Here is an 18938-nt window from a genome sequence, read left to right as displayed (position 1 = left end):
AGCCCTGTCGAATACAGGACCCAGGCGGCAGCTTAAACTGTCCAACTTTTTGGGGGCAGTCCAACCTGTGGGAGCAACTGTCTTGTATTGCCTGGGCCTCATCGCCGGCAAGCCAGCTCCCACAGGTACTGCACAGAGGTTGAGGCCTATGCGGTCGAAGTGGGAGCGGGTTTACCCGCGAAAGGGGCGGCACAGGCAGCCCAGCTGTCAGCCTTTTACACACACCACCTGCCGCAATGTGTGCACCACCTCCACCAGCTCCCGCTGCGCGCGCATCACCGCATCGATGTCCTTGTAGGCCATCGGGATCTCGTCGATCACCTCCTTGTCCTTGCGGCATTCCACATGCGCCGTAGCCCGCCGCTGGTCTTCCACGCTGAAACGGTTCTTGGCCTTGGTCCGGCTCATCACCCGGCCTGCGCCATGGCTGCAGGAGCAGAACGATTCCTCATTGCCCAGCCCGCGTACGATGAAGCTCTTCGCGCCCATGGAGCCGGGAATGATGCCCAGTTGCCCCTTCTGCGCCGACACCGCGCCCTTGCGCGTCACCAGCACCTCGCGGCCGAAATGCTGCTCGCGCTGCACATAGTTGTGGTGGCAGTTCACCGCTTCCAGGCTGGCCTCGAACGGTTTGCCCAGCGCCTTGCGAGCCGCACCGACCACCGCCAGCATCATCAGCTCGCGGTTCTGCCGGGCGTAGTCCTGCGCCCATTCCACGGCTTCGACGTAGTCGGCGAAATGGCGGCTGCCTTCCTCGAAATACGCCAGGTCCTTGTCCGGCAGGTTGGCCAGGTGCTGGCGCATGTCGGCCTGGGCCAGTTCGATGAACAGGTTGCCAATGGCATTGCCCACACCCCGGGAGCCGCTGTGCAGCATGAACCAGACGCGGTCGGACTCATCCAGGCACACCTCGATGAAGTGGTTGCCACCGCCCAGCGTGCCCAGGTGATGGCGGTTATTGGTCTTCTCCAGCCGCGGGTACTTTTCGGTGATGGCCTTGAAGCGCCCGGCCAGCGGGCCCCAGGCCTTGTCCGCCCTGGCCGGCACATCGGTCCAGGCGCCCTGGTCGCGTTTGCCGAAGGTCTTGCCATGCGGCACCGCCTGCTCGATGGCGCTGCGCAGCCCGTGCAGGTTGCCCGGCAGGTCGCGGGCGTGCAGCGATGTGCGTGCGGCGATCATGCCGCAGCCGATGTCCACACCGACCGCTGCCGGGATGATCGCGCCGACGGTGGGGATCACGCTGCCGATGGTCGAACCCTTGCCCAGGTGCACGTCCGGCATCACCGCCAGGTGCTTGAAGATGAACGGCATCCTGGCCGTGTTCAGCAGTTGCTTGCGGGCCTCGTCTTCGACCGGCACGCCATCGGTCCACAACTTGACCGGCTTGCCGCCGGCAACCTGGAGAATATCCATGGGGCTGTTCCTGAAATGCCATGCCTGCATGATACCGCCAAAGGTCGTAGAGCCGCGGGTTGCCAGAGGGGTGGCTCTGTGCTGTATGCTTGGCCGGTCTTCAGGGCGGGGTGAAAGTCCCCACCGGCGGTAAATCGAAAGATGAGCCCGCGAGCGCCCCGGCCATGCCGGGGGTCAGCAGATCTGGTGCAACTCCAGAGCCGACGGTCATAGTCCGGATGAAAGAAGGCGTCAGGCAGGGGCCATCCGGGCGCCCTTGCGCGCGCATTTTGTTCGCCCCGAGACGTTCATCGATCATTCACGAGGAGCGTTTCATGTCCACCAAGCACTACCCGCAATTCCCCAATGTCAACGCCGCCATCGCCGCCTTCCAGGCCGGGCGCCCTGTGCTGCTGCTCGACGATGACGACCGCGAGGACGAAGCCGACATCATTGCCGCGGCCGAGAACATCTCGCTGCAGACCATGGCCATGATGATTCGCGACTGTAGCGGTATCGTGTGCCTGTGCCTGGACGAGGCCACCGTCGACGCACTGCAACTGGCACCGATGGTGCAGAACAACCAGGCCCGCCATGGCACGGGTTTCACCGTCACCATCGAGGCGGCAGAAGGGATTACCACCGGCGTTTCCGCCCAGGACCGTATCACCACCATTGGCGCGGCACTGCGTTCCACGGCCGAACAGCGCCATATCGTCAGCCCGGGGCATGTGTTCCCGCTGCGCGCGCGCAATGGCGGGGTGCTGACCCGCCGTGGGCACACCGAAGGTTCGGTAGACCTGGCGCGCCTGGCCGGCCTGCGCCCGGCGGCGGTGCTGTGCGAGCTGATGAACCCCGATGGCAGCATGGCCCGTGGCGAGCAGGTGGCGGTGTATGCGCGGCAGTACAACCTGCCGGTGCTGACCATCGAGGAACTGGCGCGGTACCGTGAGGCCATGCTGGAGCTGGAAGCCGAGCCAGCCTGATAGGGCACCTTGGGCCATTCGCGGGCTTGCCCGCTCCCACAGGTACATCACAGGTCTTGAAGACTGTGATGTACCTGTGGGAGCGGGCAAGCCCGCGAAAGGGCCCTTGAAACCCACCATATTGCCCCCTGAAGTTTGCTCCCCCCGCCCCGCTCTGCTAGTGTCGCGCCGTTCTGAATGCCACCGAGACAGTCGCCATGGCCCGCAAAAAAGCCTCCCTCGATTTCGAGCAATCCCTCGCAGACCTGCAAGCACTGGTCGAGCGCCTGGAGAACGGCGAGTTGTCGCTGGAAGAGTCGCTGGCCGCCTTCGAGCAAGGCATCGCCCTGACCCGTGATTGCCAGGGCGCCCTGGCCCAGGCCGAGCAGAAGGTGCAAATCCTGCTGGAGCGCGATGGCGAACTGGCTGCCCAGCCGTTCGACGCGGAGCCGGAAGCATGATCGGCACTTACCAGGCCAGCTGCCAGGTGCGGGTCGACGCCGCCCTCGAAGCGCTGTTCATCGCCCCTTCCAAAGAGCTGGAACGCCTTTACGCCGCCATGCGCTACAGCGTGATGAACGGCGGCAAGCGTGTACGCCCGTTGCTGGCCTACGCGGCCTGCGAAGCCTTGGGCGCCCCCGCCGAGCAGGCCAACGGCGCGGCCTGTGCGGTCGAGCTGATCCACGCCTACTCGCTGGTGCATGACGACCTGCCGGCCATGGACGATGACGACCTGCGCCGCGGCCAGCCAACCACCCACAAAGCGTTCGATGAAGCCTGCGCCATCCTCGCCGGCGACGGCTTGCAGAGCCTGGCCTTCAGCGCCCTGCTCGACCCACGCCTGAGCCCGCAGGCCGATAGCATCCGCCTGGCCATGGTCCAGGCCCTGGCCAAGGCTGCCGGCCCGGCGGGCATGGTCGGCGGCCAGGCCATCGACCTGGGCTCGGTGGGCCTGAAGCTGGACCAGCAAGCGCTGGAGTTCATGCACCGGCACAAGACCGGCGCGCTGATCGAAGCCAGCGTGCGCCTTGGCGCCCTGGCCAGTGCACGTGCCGAACAGGCACAGCTGGATGCCCTGCAGACTTATGCACAGGCCATCGGCCTGGCATTCCAGGTGCAGGACGATATCCTCGACGTGGAAAGCGACACCGCCACCTTGGGCAAACGCCAGGGCGCTGACATAGCTCGTGACAAACCGACCTACCCGGCCTTGCTGGGCTTGGAAGCGGCCAAGGCCTATGCGATCGAACTGCGCGACCAGGCGCTGGTCGCACTGGATGGGTTCGGCGAAAAGGCCGAACCGCTGCGGGCGCTGGCGCGCTACATCGTCGAACGCCGCAACTGATTTGATTGGGGCCGCTGTGCGGCCCTTCGCCGGCAAGCCAGCTCCCACAGGGACCTCACAAGCCTTGGGCCCTACGAAAACCTGTGGGAGCGGGCTTGCCCGCGAAGGGCTGCACAGCAGCCCCATGCGACACCCGTCTGAATGGGCAGCTTTTCCTACAATGGGGTAAACTGCCGCGTCTTCACACACCTATAACGACTCGCCTGATGCCCACGACGTTTCAAGAGATCCCCCGCGAACGCCCGGTCACGCCGTTGCTCGACCGCGCTGACACGCCTGCCGGCCTGCGCCGGCTGGCCGAAGCCGACCTGGAGACCCTGGCCGACGAACTGCGCCAGGAACTGCTCTATACCGTTGGGCAAACCGGTGGGCACTTTGGTGCCGGCCTGGGCGTGATCGAGCTGACCATCGCCCTGCACTACGTGTTCGACACCCCGGATGACCGTCTGGTGTGGGACGTGGGCCACCAGGCCTATCCGCACAAGATCCTCACCGGGCGCCGCAACCGCATGCTCAGCCTGCGTCAGAAGGACGGTATCGCCGCCTTCCCGCGCCGCAGCGAGAGCGAGTACGACACCTTCGGCGTCGGCCACTCCAGCACCTCGATCAGCGCCGCCCTGGGCATGGCCATTGCCGCTCGCCTGCAGAACAGCGCACGCAAGTCGATCGCGGTGATCGGTGATGGCGCACTGACCGCCGGCATGGCCTTCGAGGCGTTGAACCACGCCCAGGAAGTCAACGCCGACATGCTGGTGATCCTCAACGACAACGACATGTCGATTTCGCGCAATGTCGGCGGCCTGTCCAACTACCTGGCCAAGATCCTCTCCAGCCGCACCTACGCGAGCATGCGCGAAGGCAGCAAGAAAGTGCTGTCGCGCCTGCCCGGTGCCTGGGAAATCGCCCGCCGCACCGAGGAATACGCCAAAGGCATGCTGGTGCCGGGCACGTTGTTCGAAGAGCTGGGCTGGAACTACATCGGCCCGATCGACGGCCACGACCTGCCGACCATGATCGCCACCCTGCGCAACATGCGCGACCTCAAGGGCCCGCAGTTCCTGCACGTGGTGACCAAGAAGGGCAAGGGCTTCGCCCCGGCCGAGATCGACCCGATCGGCTACCACGCCATCACCAAGCTGGAGCCGGCCGACAAACCCGCGGCCCCGAAGAAGGCCAGCGGCCCCAAGTATTCCGCAGTGTTCGGCCAGTGGCTGTGCGACATGGCCGCAGCCGACAACCGCCTGGTGGGCATTACCCCGGCGATGAAGGAAGGCTCGGATCTGGTCGATTTCAGCGAGCGCTACCCGGAGCGTTACTTCGACGTGGCGATCGCCGAACAGCACGCCGTGACCCTGGCGGCCGGCATGGCCTGCGAGGGCAGCAAGCCGGTGGTGGCGATCTACTCTACCTTCCTGCAGCGTGCCTACGACCAGTTGATCCACGATGTGGCGGTGCAGAACCTCGACGTGCTGTTCGCCATCGACCGCGCCGGCCTGGTCGGCGAAGACGGCCCGACCCATGCGGGCAGCTACGACCTGTCGTACCTGCGTTGCATCCCGGGCATGCTGGTAATGACCCCGAGCGACGAGAACGAGCTGCGCAAGATGCTTAGCACCGGCCACCTGTACAACGGCCCGGCAGCGGTGCGCTACCCGCGTGGTACCGGCCCGAATGCGCCGATCAGCGGTGACCTGCAGCCACTGGAAATCGGTAAGGGCGTGGTCCGCCGCCAGGGCGAGAAAGTCGCCCTGCTGGTGTTCGGCGTGCAACTGGCCGAGGCCATGCAGGTGGCTGAGCAGATCAACGCCACGGTAGTCGACATGCGCTTCGTCAAGCCGCTGGACGAAGCGCTGGTGCTGGAGTTGGCTGGCAGCCATGAGTTGCTGGTGACCATCGAAGAGAACGCCATCATGGGCGGTGCGGGTGCTGCGGTGGGTGAGTTCCTGGCCAATGAAGCCGTGCTCAAGCCGCTGTTGCACCTGGGGCTGCCAGATATCTATGTCGAGCATGCCAAGCCGGCGCAGATGCTGGCCGAGTGCGGGCTGGATGCGGCTGGCATCGAGGCTTCGGTGAAAGCCCGCATGGCCAAGCTCGGCCTGTAATTTTTTGGGGCCGCTTTGCGGCCCATCGCCGGCAAGCCAGCTCCCACAGGAATCCCACAGACCTCAAGTCAGTGGCAATCCTGCCCCACAGGAGCCCCACAGGCCTCAAGTCAGTGGCAATCCTGCCCCACAGGAACTGCACAGGGCTTAGGCCAGTGGAGATCCTGTGGGAGCTGGCTTGCCGGCGATTGCTTTGGAAGCCCTGATGAAAGCCCCAACCTTTGCCACACTGCTCTGCCTGCCCCTGCCGCTACTGGCCGCCGAACGCGACGACGCCCTCAAACTCCCCGATGTATTGATCAGCGCCAGCCGCCAGGTCGAATCGCGCACCGCCACCAGCGCCGCCAACACCGTCTTCACCCGCGCCGACATCGACCGCCTGCAACCCAGCAGCGTCACTGACCTGCTCACCCGCGTGCCCGGCGTGCAAGTGGCACCCACCGGCGGCCGTGGCAGCCTGCCAGGCATCTTCATCCGCGGCACCAAGGCCGCACAAAGCCTGGTGTTGGTCGACGGCGTGCGCATAGCCAATGCCACCTCGGGCGACAGCGGCCTGCAGTTTCTCGACGTCGACCAGATCGAACGAGTTGAAGTGCTGCGTGGCTCGCGCTCGGCGGTGTACGGCAGCGATGCCATCGGCGGGGTGATCCAGATCTTCACCCGGCGCAGCAGCGGCCCTGGCCTGCAGCCACGCCTGCGCCTGGCCGCCGGCAGCAACCAGACCTTCCAGCGCAGCCTGGGGCTTTCTGGCGGCAATGGCGCGACCCGCTTCAACCTCGGTGCCAGCCTGGATGAAACTGCCGGTATCGATGCCACCGGGCCGTCGTTCAACAGCGATGGCGACCACGACGCCTACCGTAACAAGGCGTTCAACCTGAGCCTCAGCCACACCTTTGGCGAACGCTTCGAAGCCGGCCTGAACCTGCTCGACAGCCGTGGCCGCAGCGAATTTGACGAGCCGCGCGGCTCTAGCCCGCAAGTGCCTTATTCGAACTTTGCCGTCAGCAGTATCGGCAGCTATGTAGATGCCCAGTTAACCGAGCAGTGGAACACACGGTTGGAACTGGCACACAGCGAAAACCGCGACGACAGCCGAGACAAGCTCAGCCACTCAAGCTCCCCTTTCATTACTTACCGCGACCAAGCCAGTTGGCAAAACAACCTGGCTCTGAATGAACGCAACAGCCTGCTACTGGGTAGCGACTGGTACGAAGACCGCGTCCATGCGGGTGAAGACTTCACCAAGGACAGCCGTTGGAATCAGGCAGTGTTTGTCCAACATCGCTTCCATAGCGAACACTTCTCCACGGAACTGGGGCTGCGTCACGACAAGAATCAGCAGTTCGGTGGGCAGACCACCTGGAGCGGTAGCCTGACCGTACCACTAAACGATGCCAACGATGTGTTGCTGTCGTACAGCGAAGGTTTCCGCGCGCCCACCTTCAACGACCTTTACTTCCCTGGCTACAACAATCCAGGGCTCAAGCCCGAACACTCCAAAAGCTATGAGCTGCAATGGCGCAGCCAACTGAGCGAGAGCAGCAGACTTGAAACCTCGCTGTACCGCACCGACCTGCGTGACGCGATTGAATACAGCACTCAACCTGAGAACGTCGGCGCTGCCCGCATCAACGGCTTTGAAATGGCGCTAAGCCAGGAGTGGAATGGCTGGACGTCGCAACTGGGCCTGGCACTGATCGACCCACGCAACCGGGAGAACGGCCATACCCTGTCTCGCCGGGCGCGACGCACCTTGAACCTGGATATCGACCGTCAGTTCAACCGATTTACAGTTGGCGCTACCTGGCAGACAGCCAGCAGCAGCTACAACGACGAAGCCAATACTGACCCAATCAGTGGCTATGGCACGTTAGGCTTGCGTGGAAGCTGGATGGCGAGCCGCGAGCTAACACTGGCCCTGAAACTGGATAACCTGCTGGACAAGCAGTACAGCCGCACCCATTACAACTACTTGGGCAATAACTTCGGCTACCGCGAAGAAGGCCGCACCCTGCTGTTCAGCGTCACCTGGACGCCGGCGCTCTAGCCGCCAGCAGCGCGCACAAGCGGGCGGTGGCTTCGATCATCTGCCCGCTGGGCCGCTCCAGGCCTTTGTCGGGCACCACCAGCAGACGATCATCGGCAACCGCACGGATTTGCGGCCAAGCCTTCCAGCTGGCCAGTTGCGCCTGATCGCCAGCCAGAATGACCTGCGGATTGCGCAGCAGCACGGATTCCACATTCACTTGCGGCGCCGGTTGATCGAGGTCGGCGAAGACATTGCGCGCCCCGCACACGGCCAGGGCATCGCTTACCACCTGGCGGCCACCAAGGGTGTACAGCGGCCGATCCCACACCTGGTAGAACACCTGCAAAGGCTCGTCACGCCGATACTGCTGGCGCAGCTGCCGCAACCGCTCACGCAAGGCCTGGGCATACCGATGGCCTTGCTCGGCACGACCGATACGCGCGGCAATGGCTTCGATCTGCTCGATCAACTGGTCGATGTCATGGGGTTCGGCGCTGAAGGTGGCGATGCCCAGGCGCTTGAGCTGGTCACGCTGGGCGGGCGGTACGCTGCCTGGCCACAGCAGCAACAGGTCGGGGCGCAGGCTGAGCAGGCGCTCCATGTCCAACTGCCCCTGGCGCCCCACCGAGGGCAGGTCGCGCAGCGCCACCGGCCGTTCGCCACCGTCGAGCACGCCCACCAGCAGGTCGTCGGCCTGCAGTTCGAGCATGATTTCGCTCATCGATGGCGCCAGGCTGACGACCCGCAGCGGTTCGTCGGCCAGTGCGGCGCAGGCGAACAGCGCCAGCAGGCCAGGCAGCAGGCGCATCAGCCGAGCTGGCGCGGAATGCGATAGAGGTACAGCACCACCACGGTGGACAACGCCAGCAGGATCTGCGGCACCGCCTCCAGGCCGACCAGCACCGACAGCGCCGCGACCCAGGCCGGAAAGCAGGCATACAGCATGGCCATGCGCCGTACCTGCGCCAGTTCGATCCAGGCGGCAGGCTCTTCGTCGCTGCCCAGCACCTTGGAAGTGGCGATGAGCGCGCGCTTGTAGGCGCCGAAGCGCGGCAGGCTGAGGAACATGGTCGCCGCGCCGGCGATGAACAACGGCATGGCCAGCACCGGGATCAGCGCATCGCCACCACCGAAGGCCCAGGCCATGACTGGCAGCGGCACCAGGCCCACCGCCAGGTACTGCCACCAGGCCAGCGCCAGGCGCCGCTTGACCTCGGCGCGGGTCACGCCTGGGGCACCTCGCCCTGGTGTTCGTTGCCCAGCATGTGGCCGAGCTTACCGGCCTTGGTCGCCAGGTAGTAGCGGTTGTGCGGGTTATGCCCGGTGTGCAGCGGTACGCGCTCGGCGACAACGATGTTCATGTCGGTCAGGGCTTTGACCTTGCGCGGGTTGTTGGTCATCAGACGCAGCGACTTCACCCCCAGGTGCTCCAGCATCGGCAGGCACATGGCGTAGTCACGCTGGTCGGCGGCAAAGCCCAGGCGCTCGTTGGCTTCGACGGTGTCGGCGCCACCGTCCTGCAGCTCGTAGGCGCGGATCTTGTTCAGCAAGCCGATGCCGCGGCCTTCCTGGCGCAGGTACAGGAGCACGCCACGGCCTTCGCGGGCGATGGCCTGTAGCGCGGCTTCCAGCTGCGAGCCGCAGTCACAGCGCTGGCTGAACAGGGCATCGCCGGTCAGGCACTCGGAGTGCAGGCGCCCCAGCACCGGCTCGCCGTCCGCGATGTCACCCAGGCTGAGCACCACGTGCTCACGGCCAGTGGCTTCGTCGAGAAAGCCATGCATGGTGAAGGTCGCGAAGGGAGTCGGGAGTTTAGAGGCGGCAACAAAGACGACGGGCACGTTGTGCTCCTGGAATAAGTTGAAAATTTCTCGTGGGCCGATTGTATCAGCAGGTTGGGGGCTGTGGGCTGGCTGAATACCGTGGGGTAAGATCGAAAAGTTCGATGCTTAGCAGAGATGATTGCTCGATCCTGAGCCCTTGTTCGAACCCTTGTGGGAGCGGGCGTGCCCGCGAACACCGGCGTAGCCGGTGCCATACACCGCGGTGGATTCTTCGCGGGCACGCCCGCTCCCACAGGGTCGGCGTCAAGTCATGAAACGAGTTGCTTAATGCGGCTGGCTATCCGGGCTGAACGGATACGGCTGCTGCCAGTGCTCGAAGATCGGCTGAAGCTCACCGCTGCGCACCAGCTCGGCCATGCGCTTGTCGAACAAATCGCGCAGGGCCTCGGCTTGGGCGTTGCGGGCGAAGGCCAGGTACAGCGGCAGTTCGGTCACATGGGTGCGGCGGAAGCGCTCGGGCTGGGCAGCCTGGCCGAGCACGTAGTCGACCTCGGTCAGTGCATCGATGTAGAAGTCCACACGATCATGCTCAAGCATCGGCAAGATGCCCTCACGACGCTGGATTTCACGGAACTCATGCACATTCGGCAGGTAGCTGCCATAGTCGTAGCCGCGCACCCAGGCCAGACGGTACTTGCCGACGGTCTCCAGGGTAGGCACAGGCTTGCTGGCCAGCCCCAGGGCGTAGATATGGTCCATATCGAAGTGCCAGCGCGGGTACAGGTTGTCGTCGTTCTCTTCCTTGTACGAGCCCACCCAGGCATCAGCCTCGCCGCGCTTGACCAGCCCGACCGCACGGCTGTAGGGCGCGCTCTGGGCCACCACCTTGACCCCGGCCGGCTCGAACACCTTGCGCAGCACGTCCCAGGCCACCCCAGTACCGTCGGCGTTGGTGTAGTCGAGCCACTCTTCGCTGACCAGATGGATCTGCTTCGGCAAGCCTTCGGCAGCCATCACCCACGGGGCAACACTCAGCAGCATTGCCAGCAGCACAGTCCTTATGGCCATTCACGCGCTCCCTGTTTCAGGCAACCGCCCACACCAGAACCTGCATGCCCAGCCAGGCAAACACGCCGGCCAGGATATCGTCGAGCATGATGCCGACGCCCCCGTGCACATGTCGGTCCACCCAGCGGATCGGCCATGGCTTGAGGATGTCGAAGAAGCGGAACATCAGGAACCCTGCCAGCAGCCACTGCCAGCCTTCCGGCACCAGCCAGAGGGTGATCCACATGCCGACGATCTCGTCCCAGACAATGCCTTCATGATCGTGCACGCGCAAGTCATTGGCGACTTTTCCGCACAGCCAGAAGCCGAACAGCATGCTCACACCGAGCAATAGCCAGTAGCCCCAGTCGGGCAGCATCTGCCACAGCGGGATGAACGGTATGGCTACCAGCGAGCCCCAGGTGCCCGGGGCCTTGGGTAAGGTGCCGGAACCGAAGCCAAAGGCGATGAAGTGCCACGGGTTGCGCCAGACCGAGGGCGGAACGAACTCCGCAGGCACCTGGTTGGGGTGATCGGTCACGGTGTCTCCCTAAAGTGTTGATAGCCCCGCTGGGCGGGGGTGATGTCCTGGCCCTGCGCGTCGCGCAAGGTCACGCCCTGCCCTTCGAGCACACGGCCGATGGTATGCACCTCGATGAAACCGAGGTCCGCCAGGGGCGCCAGCGCCTCAGGCGGCAGGGTGAAGGCCAGCACATAATCGTCGCCACCGGCCAGTGCTGCCTGCAGCGCCGCCGCGCGACCGAGGAACGCTTCTACAGCAGGAGACACTGGCACCTGCGCCAGGTTCACCTCCAGCGCCACGCCGGACGCCTTGGCGATATGCCCGCAATCTGCGAGCAGGCCGTCGGAGATGTCCAGCGCCGCCGTGGCCTTGCCACGCAGCAACGCCCCGAGGGTAAGCTGCGGCATCGGTGACCAGTAATGGGCCAGCAACGGCTCGGCCTGCTCGGCAGGCGCTTCGCGCTCACCCAGCACCAGCGGCAAGGCACCGGCAGCCTTGCCCAGCGAACCGCCGACACACAGCAAGTCGCCTGGCCGTGCACCGCTGCGGCGCAGGGCCTGGCCAACCGGCACGCGGCCGAATACGGTCACGGTGATGCTCAGCGGGCCACGGGTGGTATCCCCGCCGATCAGACTCATGCGGCAGCGCTGGGCCATGCGGCTGAGGCCTTCGGCATAAGCCGCCAGCCAGTCAGGGCCAACGTCAGGCAGGGTCAGGGCAAGGGTAAAGCCGATGGCGTTCGCGCCCATCGCTGCCAGGTCACTGGCAGCCACGGCCAACGAACGCTGGCCGAGCAGCAGCGGGTCGCAAACAGTGGGAAAATGCACGCCGGCGACCAGGGTGTCGGTCGACACCGCCAGTTGCTCGCCAGGGGGAAGTTCCAGCAGGGCGCAGTCGTCGCCGATACCCAGCGCCACGCCCTCGCCGCCCTGCGCACAGGGCGCGGCGGCGAAGTAATGGTTGATCAGCTCGAATTCACCCATGGGCAGGCAGCGCCAGGATCAGCGCTTGTTCGCCTTGACTTCTGCTTCACGCAGGGCCGGGGCAAGCTTGTCCAGCACGCCGTTGACGAACTTGTGGCCGTCGGTGGCGCCGAAGACCTTGGCCAGTTCCACGCCTTCGTTGATCACTACGCGGTACGGTACGTCGACGCGTTTGATCAGCTCCCAGGTGGACAGGCGCAGCACGGCCAGCTCGACCGGGTCGAGCTCTTCCAGTGCGATGGTCATGCACGGCACCAGCGCCTTGTCGATTTCGCCCTTGATTGCCGGGACCCCATGCAGGATCTCGCGGAAATAGGCACCGTCGACATCGGTGAAATCGTTATCGACCCGGAATTGCGCTTCGATCTCGTTCAACGAATGCTGGGCCATGTGCCACTGGTAGAGGGCCTGAGTCGCGAGCTTGCGGGCTTCGCGGCGCTTGGCGCTCTTCGACGGCTTGCCGGCATCCGCAGGTTTTGGATCGCGCGGGTTGAAACGATCGCTTTCGTCGCTAATCACTTGGCCTCCAACTGCGCCAGCAGGCTGACCATTTCCAGAGCGGACAGGGCAGCTTCAGCACCTTTGTTGCCGGCCTTGGTGCCGGAACGTTCGATGGCCTGTTCGATGGAATCGACGGTCAGTACGCCGAAGGCCACCGGAACACCGAACTCCATGGACACCTGGGCCAGGCCCTTGGTGCATTCGCCCGCCACGTATTCGAAGTGCGGGGTACCACCACGAATCACCGCGCCCAGGGCGATGATCGCGTCGTAGGCGCCTTGCTGGGCGACCTTCTGTGCCACCAGCGGGATTTCGAATGCACCCGGGGCACGGATGATGGTGATGTCGCTTTCGCTGACACCGTGGCGTACCAGGGCATCAACGGCACCGCTTACCAGGCTTTCGACGACGAAGCTGTTGAAGCGGCCAACCACCAAAGCATAGCGACCTTTGGGGGCGATGAAGGTACCTTCGATGGTCTTCAGGGTCATTCCGATATTCTCATCTTCAAGAGCGAGGCCGCATGCTGGCGGCCTCGACAGGGGTATGGACTCGAGCTGGAGGGCGTCACTGCCGCCTCAAGTCACTCGGAGGGCACGTATTCTACAACTTCCAGATCGAATCCGGATATCGCGTTGAACTTCATCGGTGAACTCATCAGGCGCATCTTGCGCACACCGAGGTCACGCAGGATCTGCGAACCGGCACCTACGGTGCTGTAGGTGGTAGGAGCCTTGGTCGGAGCATCGCCCGCGCTTTCGCGGATGTGCGCCAGCAGCACGTCGCCGTCCAGCGGGTGGCCCAGCAGCAAGACCACGCCGCTGCCGGCCTCGGCCACGGCGGCCATGGCGGCGCGCAGGCTCCAACGGCCCGGTTGCTTGACCAACAGCAGGTCGCGCAGCGGGTCCATGTTGTGCACACGCACCAAGGTCGGCTCTTCGGCGCAGATCTTGCCCAGGGTCAGGGCCATGTGCACGTCGCCTTCCACGGCGTCGCGGTAGGTGACCAGGTTGAACTCGCCCAGTTCGCTCTCCACCGGCTGCTCGGAAACGCGCTGCACGGTGCGCTCGTGGATCATGCGGTAGTGGATCAGGTCGGCGATGGTGCCGATCTTCAGGCCGTGCTCGGCAGCGAACACTTCCAGTTCGGCGCGGCGCGACATGGTGCCGTCGTCGTTCATCACTTCGCAGATCACGCCGCTAGGCTCGAAACCGGCCATGCGCGCCAGGTCGCAGGCAGCTTCGGTGTGGCCGGCGCGGGCCAGGGTACCGCCGGGCTGAGCCATCAGCGGGAAGATGTGGCCGGGGCTGACGATGTCTTCGGCCTTGGCGTCCTTGGCCGCGGCCGCTTGCACGGTACGCGCGCGGTCAGCGGCGGAGATGCCGGTGGTGACGCCTTCGGCGGCTTCGATCGACACGGTGAACTTGGTGCCGAAGCCCGAGCCGTTGCGCGGCGCCATCAGCGGCAGCTTCAGCGTTTCGCAACGCTCGCGGGTCATCGGCATGCAGATCAGGCCACGGGCGTGCTTGGCCATGAAGTTGATGTGCTCGGGCAGGCAGCATTCAGCTGCCATGATGATATCGCCTTCGTTCTCGCGGTCTTCGTCATCCATGAGGATGACCATTTTGCCCTGGCGGATGTCTTCGACCAGTTCTTCGATGCTGTTGAGCGCCACTCGGCACCCCCTTCTCAATCAGGATTTCAAGAAGCCGTTGGCGGCCAGGAAGCTTTCGGTAATGCCACTGCCCTTGCTCGGCTCAGCCGCCTTGTCACCCAGCAGCAAGCGCTCCAGGTAACGGGCCAGCAGGTCGACCTCAAGGTTTACCCGACGCCCTGCACGGTAGTCGGCCATGATGGTTTCGGACAGGGTGTGCGGGACAATGGTCAGCTCGAACTCGGCGCCATTGACCTCATTGACCGTCAGGCTGGTGCCGTCGACGGTGATCGAACCCTTGTGGGCGATGTACTTGGCCAGTTCCTTCGGTGCACGCACGCGGAACTGGATGGCGCGGGCGTTATCGCTGCGCGAGATGATTTCGCCGACCCCGTCGACGTGGCCGCTAACCAGGTGCCCGCCCAGGCGAGTGGTGGGGGTCAGGGCCTTTTCCAGGTTGACCTTGCTGCCGCTCTTGAGGTCGATGAAGGCGGTGCGCTTGAGGGTCTCAACGCTGACGTCGGCCCAGAACCCGTCGCCCGGCAGCTCGACGGCGGTCAGGCACACGCCGTTGACGGCGATGCTGTCGCCGAGCTTGACGTCACCCAGGTCGAGCTTGCCGGTTTCGACGTAGACGCGCACGTCGCCACCCTTGGGGGTCAGGCTGCGGATGGTGCCGATGGATTCGATGATGCCGGTGAACATGGGGTCTTCCTCAAAAACGGTTTGCGCGGGGCAAGCCCGGCATTATACGCCGGGCGCCGGCAGGGGGATGGCCGTGACCCGCCAGTCATCGCCCACCGCACGCATTTCGGTAATTTTCAGCCGCGGCGCTTCGCTCATCTTCGCCAGCGGCCAGTCCAGCAGTGGACGGGCCTGGGAGCCGAGGAAGGTGCCGGCGACGAACAGCTGGTACTCATCGACCAGGCCTTGCTGGGCAAAGGCGCCAACCAGGCCGGCGCCGGCTTCCAGCAGGATTTCGTTGACGCCACGGGCCGCCAGGGCCTGCAACAGTGCGGGCAGGTCGACCTGGCCACCGGCACCCGGCAGGCTGAGCAGTTCGTGGCCGGCGGCGGCGTAACGCGGGTCCTCAACTGCGGCGGTCACCACCAGGGCCGGGCCGGCCTGGAAGAACGGCGCATCCAATGGCAGGCGCAGGCGGCCATCGACCAGTACGCGCAGCGGTGTGCGGCTGAGTGCCAGGGCGGTGGTTTCGGCATCCAGACCCAGTTCGGCGCCACGCACGGTCATCCGCGCATTATCGGCCAGCACGCTGGTGGCGCTGGTCAGCACCACACTGGAGCGGGCGCGCAGGCGCTGCACTGCAGAGCGTGCGGCCGGGCCGGTGATCCACTGGCTTTCGCCACTGGCCATGGCGGTGCGGCCGTCCAGGCTCATGGCCAGCTTGGCACGGACGAACGGCAGGCCGTGTTCCATGCGCTTGAGGAAACCCGGGTTGAGTGCACGGGCCTCGGCTTCGAGCACGCCGCTGGCCACCTCGATACCGGCGTCGGCCAGGCGTCGCAGGCCCTGCCCCGCCACTTGCGGGTTAGGGTCCTGCATCGCCGCCACCACCCGCGCCACACCGGCGTTGACCAACGCTTCGGCGCACGGCGGCGTGCGGCCATGGTGGCTGCACGGCTCCAGGGTGACGTAGGCACAGGCGCCACGGGCCAGCTCACCGGCCTGGCGCAGGGCATGCACTTCGGCATGCGGCTCGCCGGCGCGCTCGTGCCAGCCTTCGCCGACCACTTCGCCATCGCGCACGATCACGCAGCCTACGCGCGGGTTCGGGTGGGTGCTGTACAGGCCTTTGCGCGCCAGCTCCAGCGCGCGGGCCATGTAGTGGGCGTCAAGGATGGCGGCTTGGCTGGGCATGTTCACTCTTTAGCCGGCTCGCGGGCCAGGCGGTCGATTTCTTCGCGGAACTCGTCGAGGTCCTGGAAGCGCCGGTAGACCGAGGCAAAGCGGATATAAGCCACTTCATCGAGCTTGCGCAGCTCGGCCATGACCATTTCACCCACCACCAGCGATTTGACTTCGCGCTCGCCGGTAGCCCGCAGCCGGCTCTTGATGTGGGCCAGCGCAGCTTCCAGGCGCTCGACGCTGACCGGGCGTTTTTCCAGTGCCCGCTGCATGCCGGCGCGCAGTTTTTCTTCGTCGAAAGGCTGGCGCGTGCCGTCCTGCTTGATCAGCCGGGGCAGTACCAGTTCGGCGGTTTCGAAGGTGGTGAAGCGCTCGCCGCAGGCTACGCATTCGCGGCGGCGGCGCACCTGCTCGCCCTCGGCGACGAGGCGAGAGTCGATGACCTTGGTGTCGTTGGCACCGCAAAAGGGACAGTGCATGGTGGCAGGCAACAAAAAAAGGGAGGGCCATGGTAGCGCATCCCACTGGCAAGACAAGCCAAAGGGGTTAACATCCATGGGAAATCTGCCCGTGAAGGACTACCCCATGCACTACCGAGCGCTCGTCGTGCTGTGCTGCGCCGCCCTGCTCGCCGCCTGCGGCAGCGACAGGCCGAAGACCGATACCCCCCCGGCGCCCACGCCAGCCCGCACGGCCAAGCCGGCCGAAGTACTGGGCCCGCTGCCGGCCTACCAGCGCGAACTGAGCGGCACCCTGCTGGAAATCCCGGCCGGTGCCGAGGTGGAGCTGGCCTTGCTGGTCATCGACGAACGCGACCGCCCGCAGCGCTTGCTGGCCAGCAGCAACCTGACCGGCACCGGCCAGGCCCTGCCCTACCACTTGCGCTTCAACCCCGAGGCCTTCCCGGCCGGGGCCCGGGTCGAATTGCGCGGCCGCGCCAGCAATTCCGGCCAGTTGATCATGCACCTGCCGCCTGTGCGCATTACCCAGGCCCAGACCCAGGCCACCGGCCCGCTGCGCTTCGAGAAGGCGCCGTAAGTGGCGCCACATGCCCTGCAATTGCCCCTGCAACAGGCCCTCAGTGGCCTGATCGGCGAAGCGCGCCTGGTGGTCAGCGAGCTGCCCGGCTGCGACCTGAAACTGTGGTTGATCGATGACCAGAACATGGACCGCGCCTTCAGCAGCGAAGAAACCCAGCGCATTCTCGAAGAGCCGCCCTACTGGAGCTTCTGCTGGGCCAGCGGCCTGGCCATGGCCCGCTACCTGGCCGAACGCCCGGAATGGGTGGCGGGCAAGCGCGTGCTGGACTTTGGCGCCGGCTCCGGCATCGCTGGCATTGCCGCCGCCCGCGCCGGTGCGCTGGAAGTGGTGGCCTGCGACCTCGACCCGCTGGCCCTCGACGCCTGCCGCGCCAATGCTGCGTTGAACGGGGTGGAGCTAGGCTACAGCAGCGATTTCTTCGCCGAAGATGACCGCTTCGACCTGATTCTGGTCGCCGATGTGCTGTACGACCGCGCCAACCTGCCACTGCTGGATGCCTTCCTCGGCCGCGGCCGCCAGGCCCTGGTGGCCGACTCGCGGGTACGTGACTTCAGCCACCCGCGCTACCAGCAGTTGGGCGTGCTGGAGGCCCTGACCCTGCCGGACCTGGCCGAGCCGCACGAATTCCGCCGGGTCAGCCTGTACCACGCCAGCCGCGAAACCTTATAGTGGTGCTATTCACGAGTTTGCGAGAGTCGCGATGACCCAAGACACGCCTTACATTTTCGACGCCACCGATGCCACCTTCCAGCAGTTGGTGATCGAAAACTCCTTCCACAAGCCTGTGCTGGTGGACTTCTGGGCCGAGTGGTGCGCGCCGTGCAAGGCACTGATGCCGTTGCTGGCGAAGATCGCCGAGGGTTACCAGGGCGAGCTGCTGCTGGCCAAGATCAACTGCGATGTGGAACAACAGGTGGTTGCCCAGTTCGGCATCCGCAGCCTGCCGACCGTGGTGCTGTTCAAGGACGGCCAGCCGGTGGACGGGTTTGCCGGTGCGCAGCCCGAGTCGGCGATTCGTGCCATGCTCGAGCCGCACGTGCAATTGCCTGCCGCGCCTGCCGCTTCGCCGCTGGAACAGGCCAAGGCACTGTTCGCCGAAAGCCGTTTCGCCGAGGCCGAAGCGCTGCTGCAAGCGTTGCTGGGCGAGGACAACAGCAATGCCGAGGCGCTGATCCTGTATGCCCGTTGCCTGGCTGAACGTGGTGAGCTGGGCGAAGCCCAGGTGGTGCTGGATGCGGTCAAGACCGACGAGCACAAGGCCGCGCTGGCTGGGGCCAAGGCCCAGCTGACCTTCCTGCGCCAGGCTGCCAGCCTGCCGGAAGTGGCTGACCTGAAAAGCCGCCTGGCGCAGAACCCGCAAGATGATGAAGCGGCTTACCAACTGAGCATCCAGCAACTGGCGCGCCAGCAATATGAAGCGGCGCTGGAAGGCTTGCTGAAGCTGTTCCAGCGTAACCGTGGTTACGAGAACGGGCTGCCGCAGAAGGCGCTGCTGCAGGTGTTCGAGTTGCTGGGTGGCGATCACCCGCTGGTTGGGGTTTATCGTCGCAAGCTGTCGGCGGCGATGTTCTGACCTGTACCGGCCCTATCGCCGGCAAGCCAGCTCCCACCTCGACCGCATAGGCCTCAAGCCCTGTGCAGTACCTGTGGGAGCTGGCTTGCCGGCGATAGGGCCAGCCCAGGCAATACAAAACAGTTGCTCCCAC

Annotated in this window: 21 protein-coding genes and 1 riboswitch; of the genes, 8 read left to right on the top strand and 13 right to left on the bottom strand. The window is 65.1% G+C overall.

The features are described 5' to 3' along the window. Positions 1-207: 207 nt before the first annotated feature. Positions 208-1413: an RtcB family protein gene (locus TZ03_RS26640; RefSeq protein WP_051101314.1), complete on the bottom strand. Its 1206-nt coding sequence runs from the start codon at positions 1411-1413 to the stop codon at positions 208-210. Positions 1414-1505: 92 nt separating this feature from the next. After that, a riboswitch (FMN riboswitch) is annotated at positions 1506-1647 on the top strand. An 80-nt stretch (positions 1648-1727) separates the two neighbouring features. Here TZ03_RS26640 and ribB point away from each other — a divergent pair. From ribB to TZ03_RS26615, 5 genes are all read left to right on the top strand, one after another. After that, a complete protein-coding gene (ribB, locus tag TZ03_RS26635) occupies positions 1728-2378 on the top strand; it encodes a 3,4-dihydroxy-2-butanone-4-phosphate synthase (RefSeq protein ID WP_051101313.1) in 651 nt (216 codons plus the stop codon). Between the two features lie 197 nt (positions 2379-2575). Then, positions 2576-2818, top strand: coding sequence for an exodeoxyribonuclease VII small subunit (locus TZ03_RS26630; protein WP_003255380.1), 243 nt, complete (start codon positions 2576-2578; stop codon positions 2816-2818). After that, positions 2815-3702 (top strand): (2E,6E)-farnesyl diphosphate synthase, encoded by an 888-nt coding sequence (ispA, locus tag TZ03_RS26625; protein WP_051101312.1) that lies wholly within the window; start codon positions 2815-2817, stop codon positions 3700-3702. The genes TZ03_RS26630 and ispA overlap by 4 nt, the downstream gene beginning before the upstream one ends. 206 nt (positions 3703-3908) lie before the next feature. Next, entirely contained in the window at positions 3909-5804 is a 1896-nt protein-coding gene (gene dxs, locus TZ03_RS26620; RefSeq protein WP_051101311.1) for a 1-deoxy-D-xylulose-5-phosphate synthase, read from the top strand. A 205-nt stretch (positions 5805-6009) separates the two neighbouring features. After that, on the top strand, positions 6010-7851 hold the full coding sequence (locus TZ03_RS26615) for a TonB-dependent receptor plug domain-containing protein (RefSeq protein WP_051101310.1): 1842 nt from the start codon (positions 6010-6012) through the stop codon (positions 7849-7851). Here TZ03_RS26615 and TZ03_RS26610 read toward each other — a convergent pair. From TZ03_RS26610 to nrdR, 12 genes are all read right to left on the bottom strand, one after another. Beyond that, complete coding sequence (locus tag TZ03_RS26610) at positions 7829-8641, bottom strand: cobalamin-binding protein (protein WP_051101309.1); 813 nt, start codon at positions 8639-8641, stop codon at positions 7829-7831. The genes TZ03_RS26615 and TZ03_RS26610 overlap by 23 nt on opposite strands. Next, entirely contained in the window at positions 8641-9060 is a 420-nt protein-coding gene (locus tag TZ03_RS26605; RefSeq protein ID WP_051101308.1) for a hypothetical protein, read from the bottom strand. The genes TZ03_RS26610 and TZ03_RS26605 overlap by 1 nt, the downstream gene beginning before the upstream one ends. Next, positions 9057-9674, bottom strand: a complete 618-nt coding sequence (ribA, locus tag TZ03_RS26600; RefSeq protein ID WP_051101307.1) for a GTP cyclohydrolase II — start codon at positions 9672-9674, stop codon at positions 9057-9059. The genes TZ03_RS26605 and ribA overlap by 4 nt, the downstream gene beginning before the upstream one ends. Positions 9675-9941: 267 nt before the next feature. Next, the gene (locus tag TZ03_RS26595) at positions 9942-10685 is read right to left on the bottom strand and encodes a substrate-binding periplasmic protein (protein ID WP_051101306.1); all 744 of its coding nucleotides are present in this window, start codon (positions 10683-10685) and stop codon (positions 9942-9944) included. A 16-nt stretch (positions 10686-10701) separates the two neighbouring features. Further along, positions 10702-11205: a phosphatidylglycerophosphatase A gene (locus TZ03_RS26590; RefSeq protein ID WP_004376077.1), complete on the bottom strand. Its 504-nt coding sequence runs from the start codon at positions 11203-11205 to the stop codon at positions 10702-10704. Beyond that, complete coding sequence (gene thiL, locus TZ03_RS26585; protein ID WP_051101305.1) at positions 11202-12170, bottom strand: thiamine-phosphate kinase; 969 nt, start codon at positions 12168-12170, stop codon at positions 11202-11204. Before thiL ends, TZ03_RS26590 begins: the two co-directional genes overlap by 4 nt. An 18-nt stretch (positions 12171-12188) precedes the next feature. Beyond that, positions 12189-12689 (bottom strand): transcription antitermination factor NusB, encoded by a 501-nt coding sequence (gene nusB / locus TZ03_RS26580; RefSeq protein ID WP_003255393.1) that lies wholly within the window; start codon positions 12687-12689, stop codon positions 12189-12191. Then, positions 12686-13162, bottom strand: coding sequence for a 6,7-dimethyl-8-ribityllumazine synthase (gene ribE, locus TZ03_RS26575; protein ID WP_003255395.1), 477 nt, complete (start codon positions 13160-13162; stop codon positions 12686-12688). Before ribE ends, nusB begins: the two co-directional genes overlap by 4 nt. 92 nt (positions 13163-13254) lie before the next feature. Continuing rightward, positions 13255-14346, bottom strand: coding sequence for a bifunctional 3,4-dihydroxy-2-butanone-4-phosphate synthase/GTP cyclohydrolase II (gene ribBA, locus TZ03_RS26570; RefSeq protein ID WP_012270288.1), 1092 nt, complete (start codon positions 14344-14346; stop codon positions 13255-13257). 18 nt (positions 14347-14364) lie between these two features. Then, on the bottom strand, positions 14365-15030 hold the full coding sequence (locus TZ03_RS26565; protein WP_003255399.1) for a riboflavin synthase: 666 nt from the start codon (positions 15028-15030) through the stop codon (positions 14365-14367). A 42-nt stretch (positions 15031-15072) separates the two neighbouring features. Beyond that, on the bottom strand, positions 15073-16203 hold the full coding sequence (gene ribD, locus TZ03_RS26560; RefSeq protein ID WP_051101304.1) for a bifunctional diaminohydroxyphosphoribosylaminopyrimidine deaminase/5-amino-6-(5-phosphoribosylamino)uracil reductase RibD: 1131 nt from the start codon (positions 16201-16203) through the stop codon (positions 15073-15075). A gap of 2 nt (positions 16204-16205) precedes the next feature. Further along, positions 16206-16670, bottom strand: a complete 465-nt coding sequence (nrdR, locus tag TZ03_RS26555) for a transcriptional regulator NrdR (RefSeq protein WP_003255402.1) — start codon at positions 16668-16670, stop codon at positions 16206-16208. A gap of 106 nt (positions 16671-16776) precedes the next feature. Between nrdR and TZ03_RS26550 the strand changes: the two genes are divergently transcribed. Genes TZ03_RS26550 through trxA form a run of 3 tightly spaced genes read left to right on the top strand, consistent with a single transcriptional unit; the run spans position 16777 to position 18805 of the window. Continuing rightward, on the top strand, positions 16777-17229 hold the full coding sequence (locus TZ03_RS26550; protein WP_051101303.1) for a YbaY family lipoprotein: 453 nt from the start codon (positions 16777-16779) through the stop codon (positions 17227-17229). A gap of 15 nt (positions 17230-17244) precedes the next feature. After that, positions 17245-17901 (top strand): class I SAM-dependent methyltransferase, encoded by a 657-nt coding sequence (locus TZ03_RS26545; protein WP_152645548.1) that lies wholly within the window; start codon positions 17245-17247, stop codon positions 17899-17901. A 31-nt stretch (positions 17902-17932) separates the two neighbouring features. Beyond that, positions 17933-18805: a thioredoxin gene (gene trxA, locus TZ03_RS26540; RefSeq protein ID WP_051101301.1), complete on the top strand. Its 873-nt coding sequence runs from the start codon at positions 17933-17935 to the stop codon at positions 18803-18805. Positions 18806-18938: the final 133 nt, after the last annotated feature.

The sequence above is a fragment of the Pseudomonas sp. 10-1B genome (assembly GCF_000935045.1).
Taxonomy (GTDB): domain Bacteria; phylum Pseudomonadota; class Gammaproteobacteria; order Pseudomonadales; family Pseudomonadaceae; genus Aquipseudomonas.
Note: the sequence above shows the minus strand (reverse complement) of the source record. Positions and strands in the feature narration are given on the sequence as shown.

Excerpts from the sequence above, each read along its gene's own strand:
- TZ03_RS26640 (WP_051101314.1), bottom strand. The coding sequence starts at position 1,413 with ATGGATATTCTCCAGGTTGCCGGCGGCAAGCCGGTCAAGTTGTGGACC.
- ispA (WP_051101312.1), top strand. The coding sequence starts at position 2,815 with ATGATCGGCACTTACCAGGCCAGCTGCCAGGTGCGGGTCGACGCCGCC.
- thiL (WP_051101305.1), bottom strand. The coding sequence starts at position 12,170 with ATGGGTGAATTCGAGCTGATCAACCATTACTTCGCCGCCGCGCCCTGT.
- TZ03_RS26565 (WP_003255399.1), bottom strand. The coding sequence starts at position 15,030 with ATGTTCACCGGCATCATCGAATCCATCGGCACCATCCGCAGCCTGACC.
- dxs (WP_051101311.1), top strand. The coding sequence starts at position 3,909 with ATGCCCACGACGTTTCAAGAGATCCCCCGCGAACGCCCGGTCACGCCG.
- trxA (WP_051101301.1), top strand. The coding sequence starts at position 17,933 with ATGACCCAAGACACGCCTTACATTTTCGACGCCACCGATGCCACCTTC.
- TZ03_RS26630 (WP_003255380.1), top strand. The coding sequence starts at position 2,576 with ATGGCCCGCAAAAAAGCCTCCCTCGATTTCGAGCAATCCCTCGCAGAC.
- ribB (WP_051101313.1), top strand. The coding sequence starts at position 1,728 with ATGTCCACCAAGCACTACCCGCAATTCCCCAATGTCAACGCCGCCATC.
- TZ03_RS26595 (WP_051101306.1), bottom strand. The coding sequence starts at position 10,685 with ATGGCCATAAGGACTGTGCTGCTGGCAATGCTGCTGAGTGTTGCCCCG.
- ribE (WP_003255395.1), bottom strand. The coding sequence starts at position 13,162 with ATGACCCTGAAGACCATCGAAGGTACCTTCATCGCCCCCAAAGGTCGC.
- TZ03_RS26550 (WP_051101303.1), top strand. The coding sequence starts at position 16,777 with ATGCACTACCGAGCGCTCGTCGTGCTGTGCTGCGCCGCCCTGCTCGCC.
- nrdR (WP_003255402.1), bottom strand. The coding sequence starts at position 16,670 with ATGCACTGTCCCTTTTGCGGTGCCAACGACACCAAGGTCATCGACTCT.
- TZ03_RS26610 (WP_051101309.1), bottom strand. The coding sequence starts at position 8,641 with ATGCGCCTGCTGCCTGGCCTGCTGGCGCTGTTCGCCTGCGCCGCACTG.
- ribD (WP_051101304.1), bottom strand. The coding sequence starts at position 16,203 with ATGCCCAGCCAAGCCGCCATCCTTGACGCCCACTACATGGCCCGCGCG.
- TZ03_RS26615 (WP_051101310.1), top strand. The coding sequence starts at position 6,010 with ATGAAAGCCCCAACCTTTGCCACACTGCTCTGCCTGCCCCTGCCGCTA.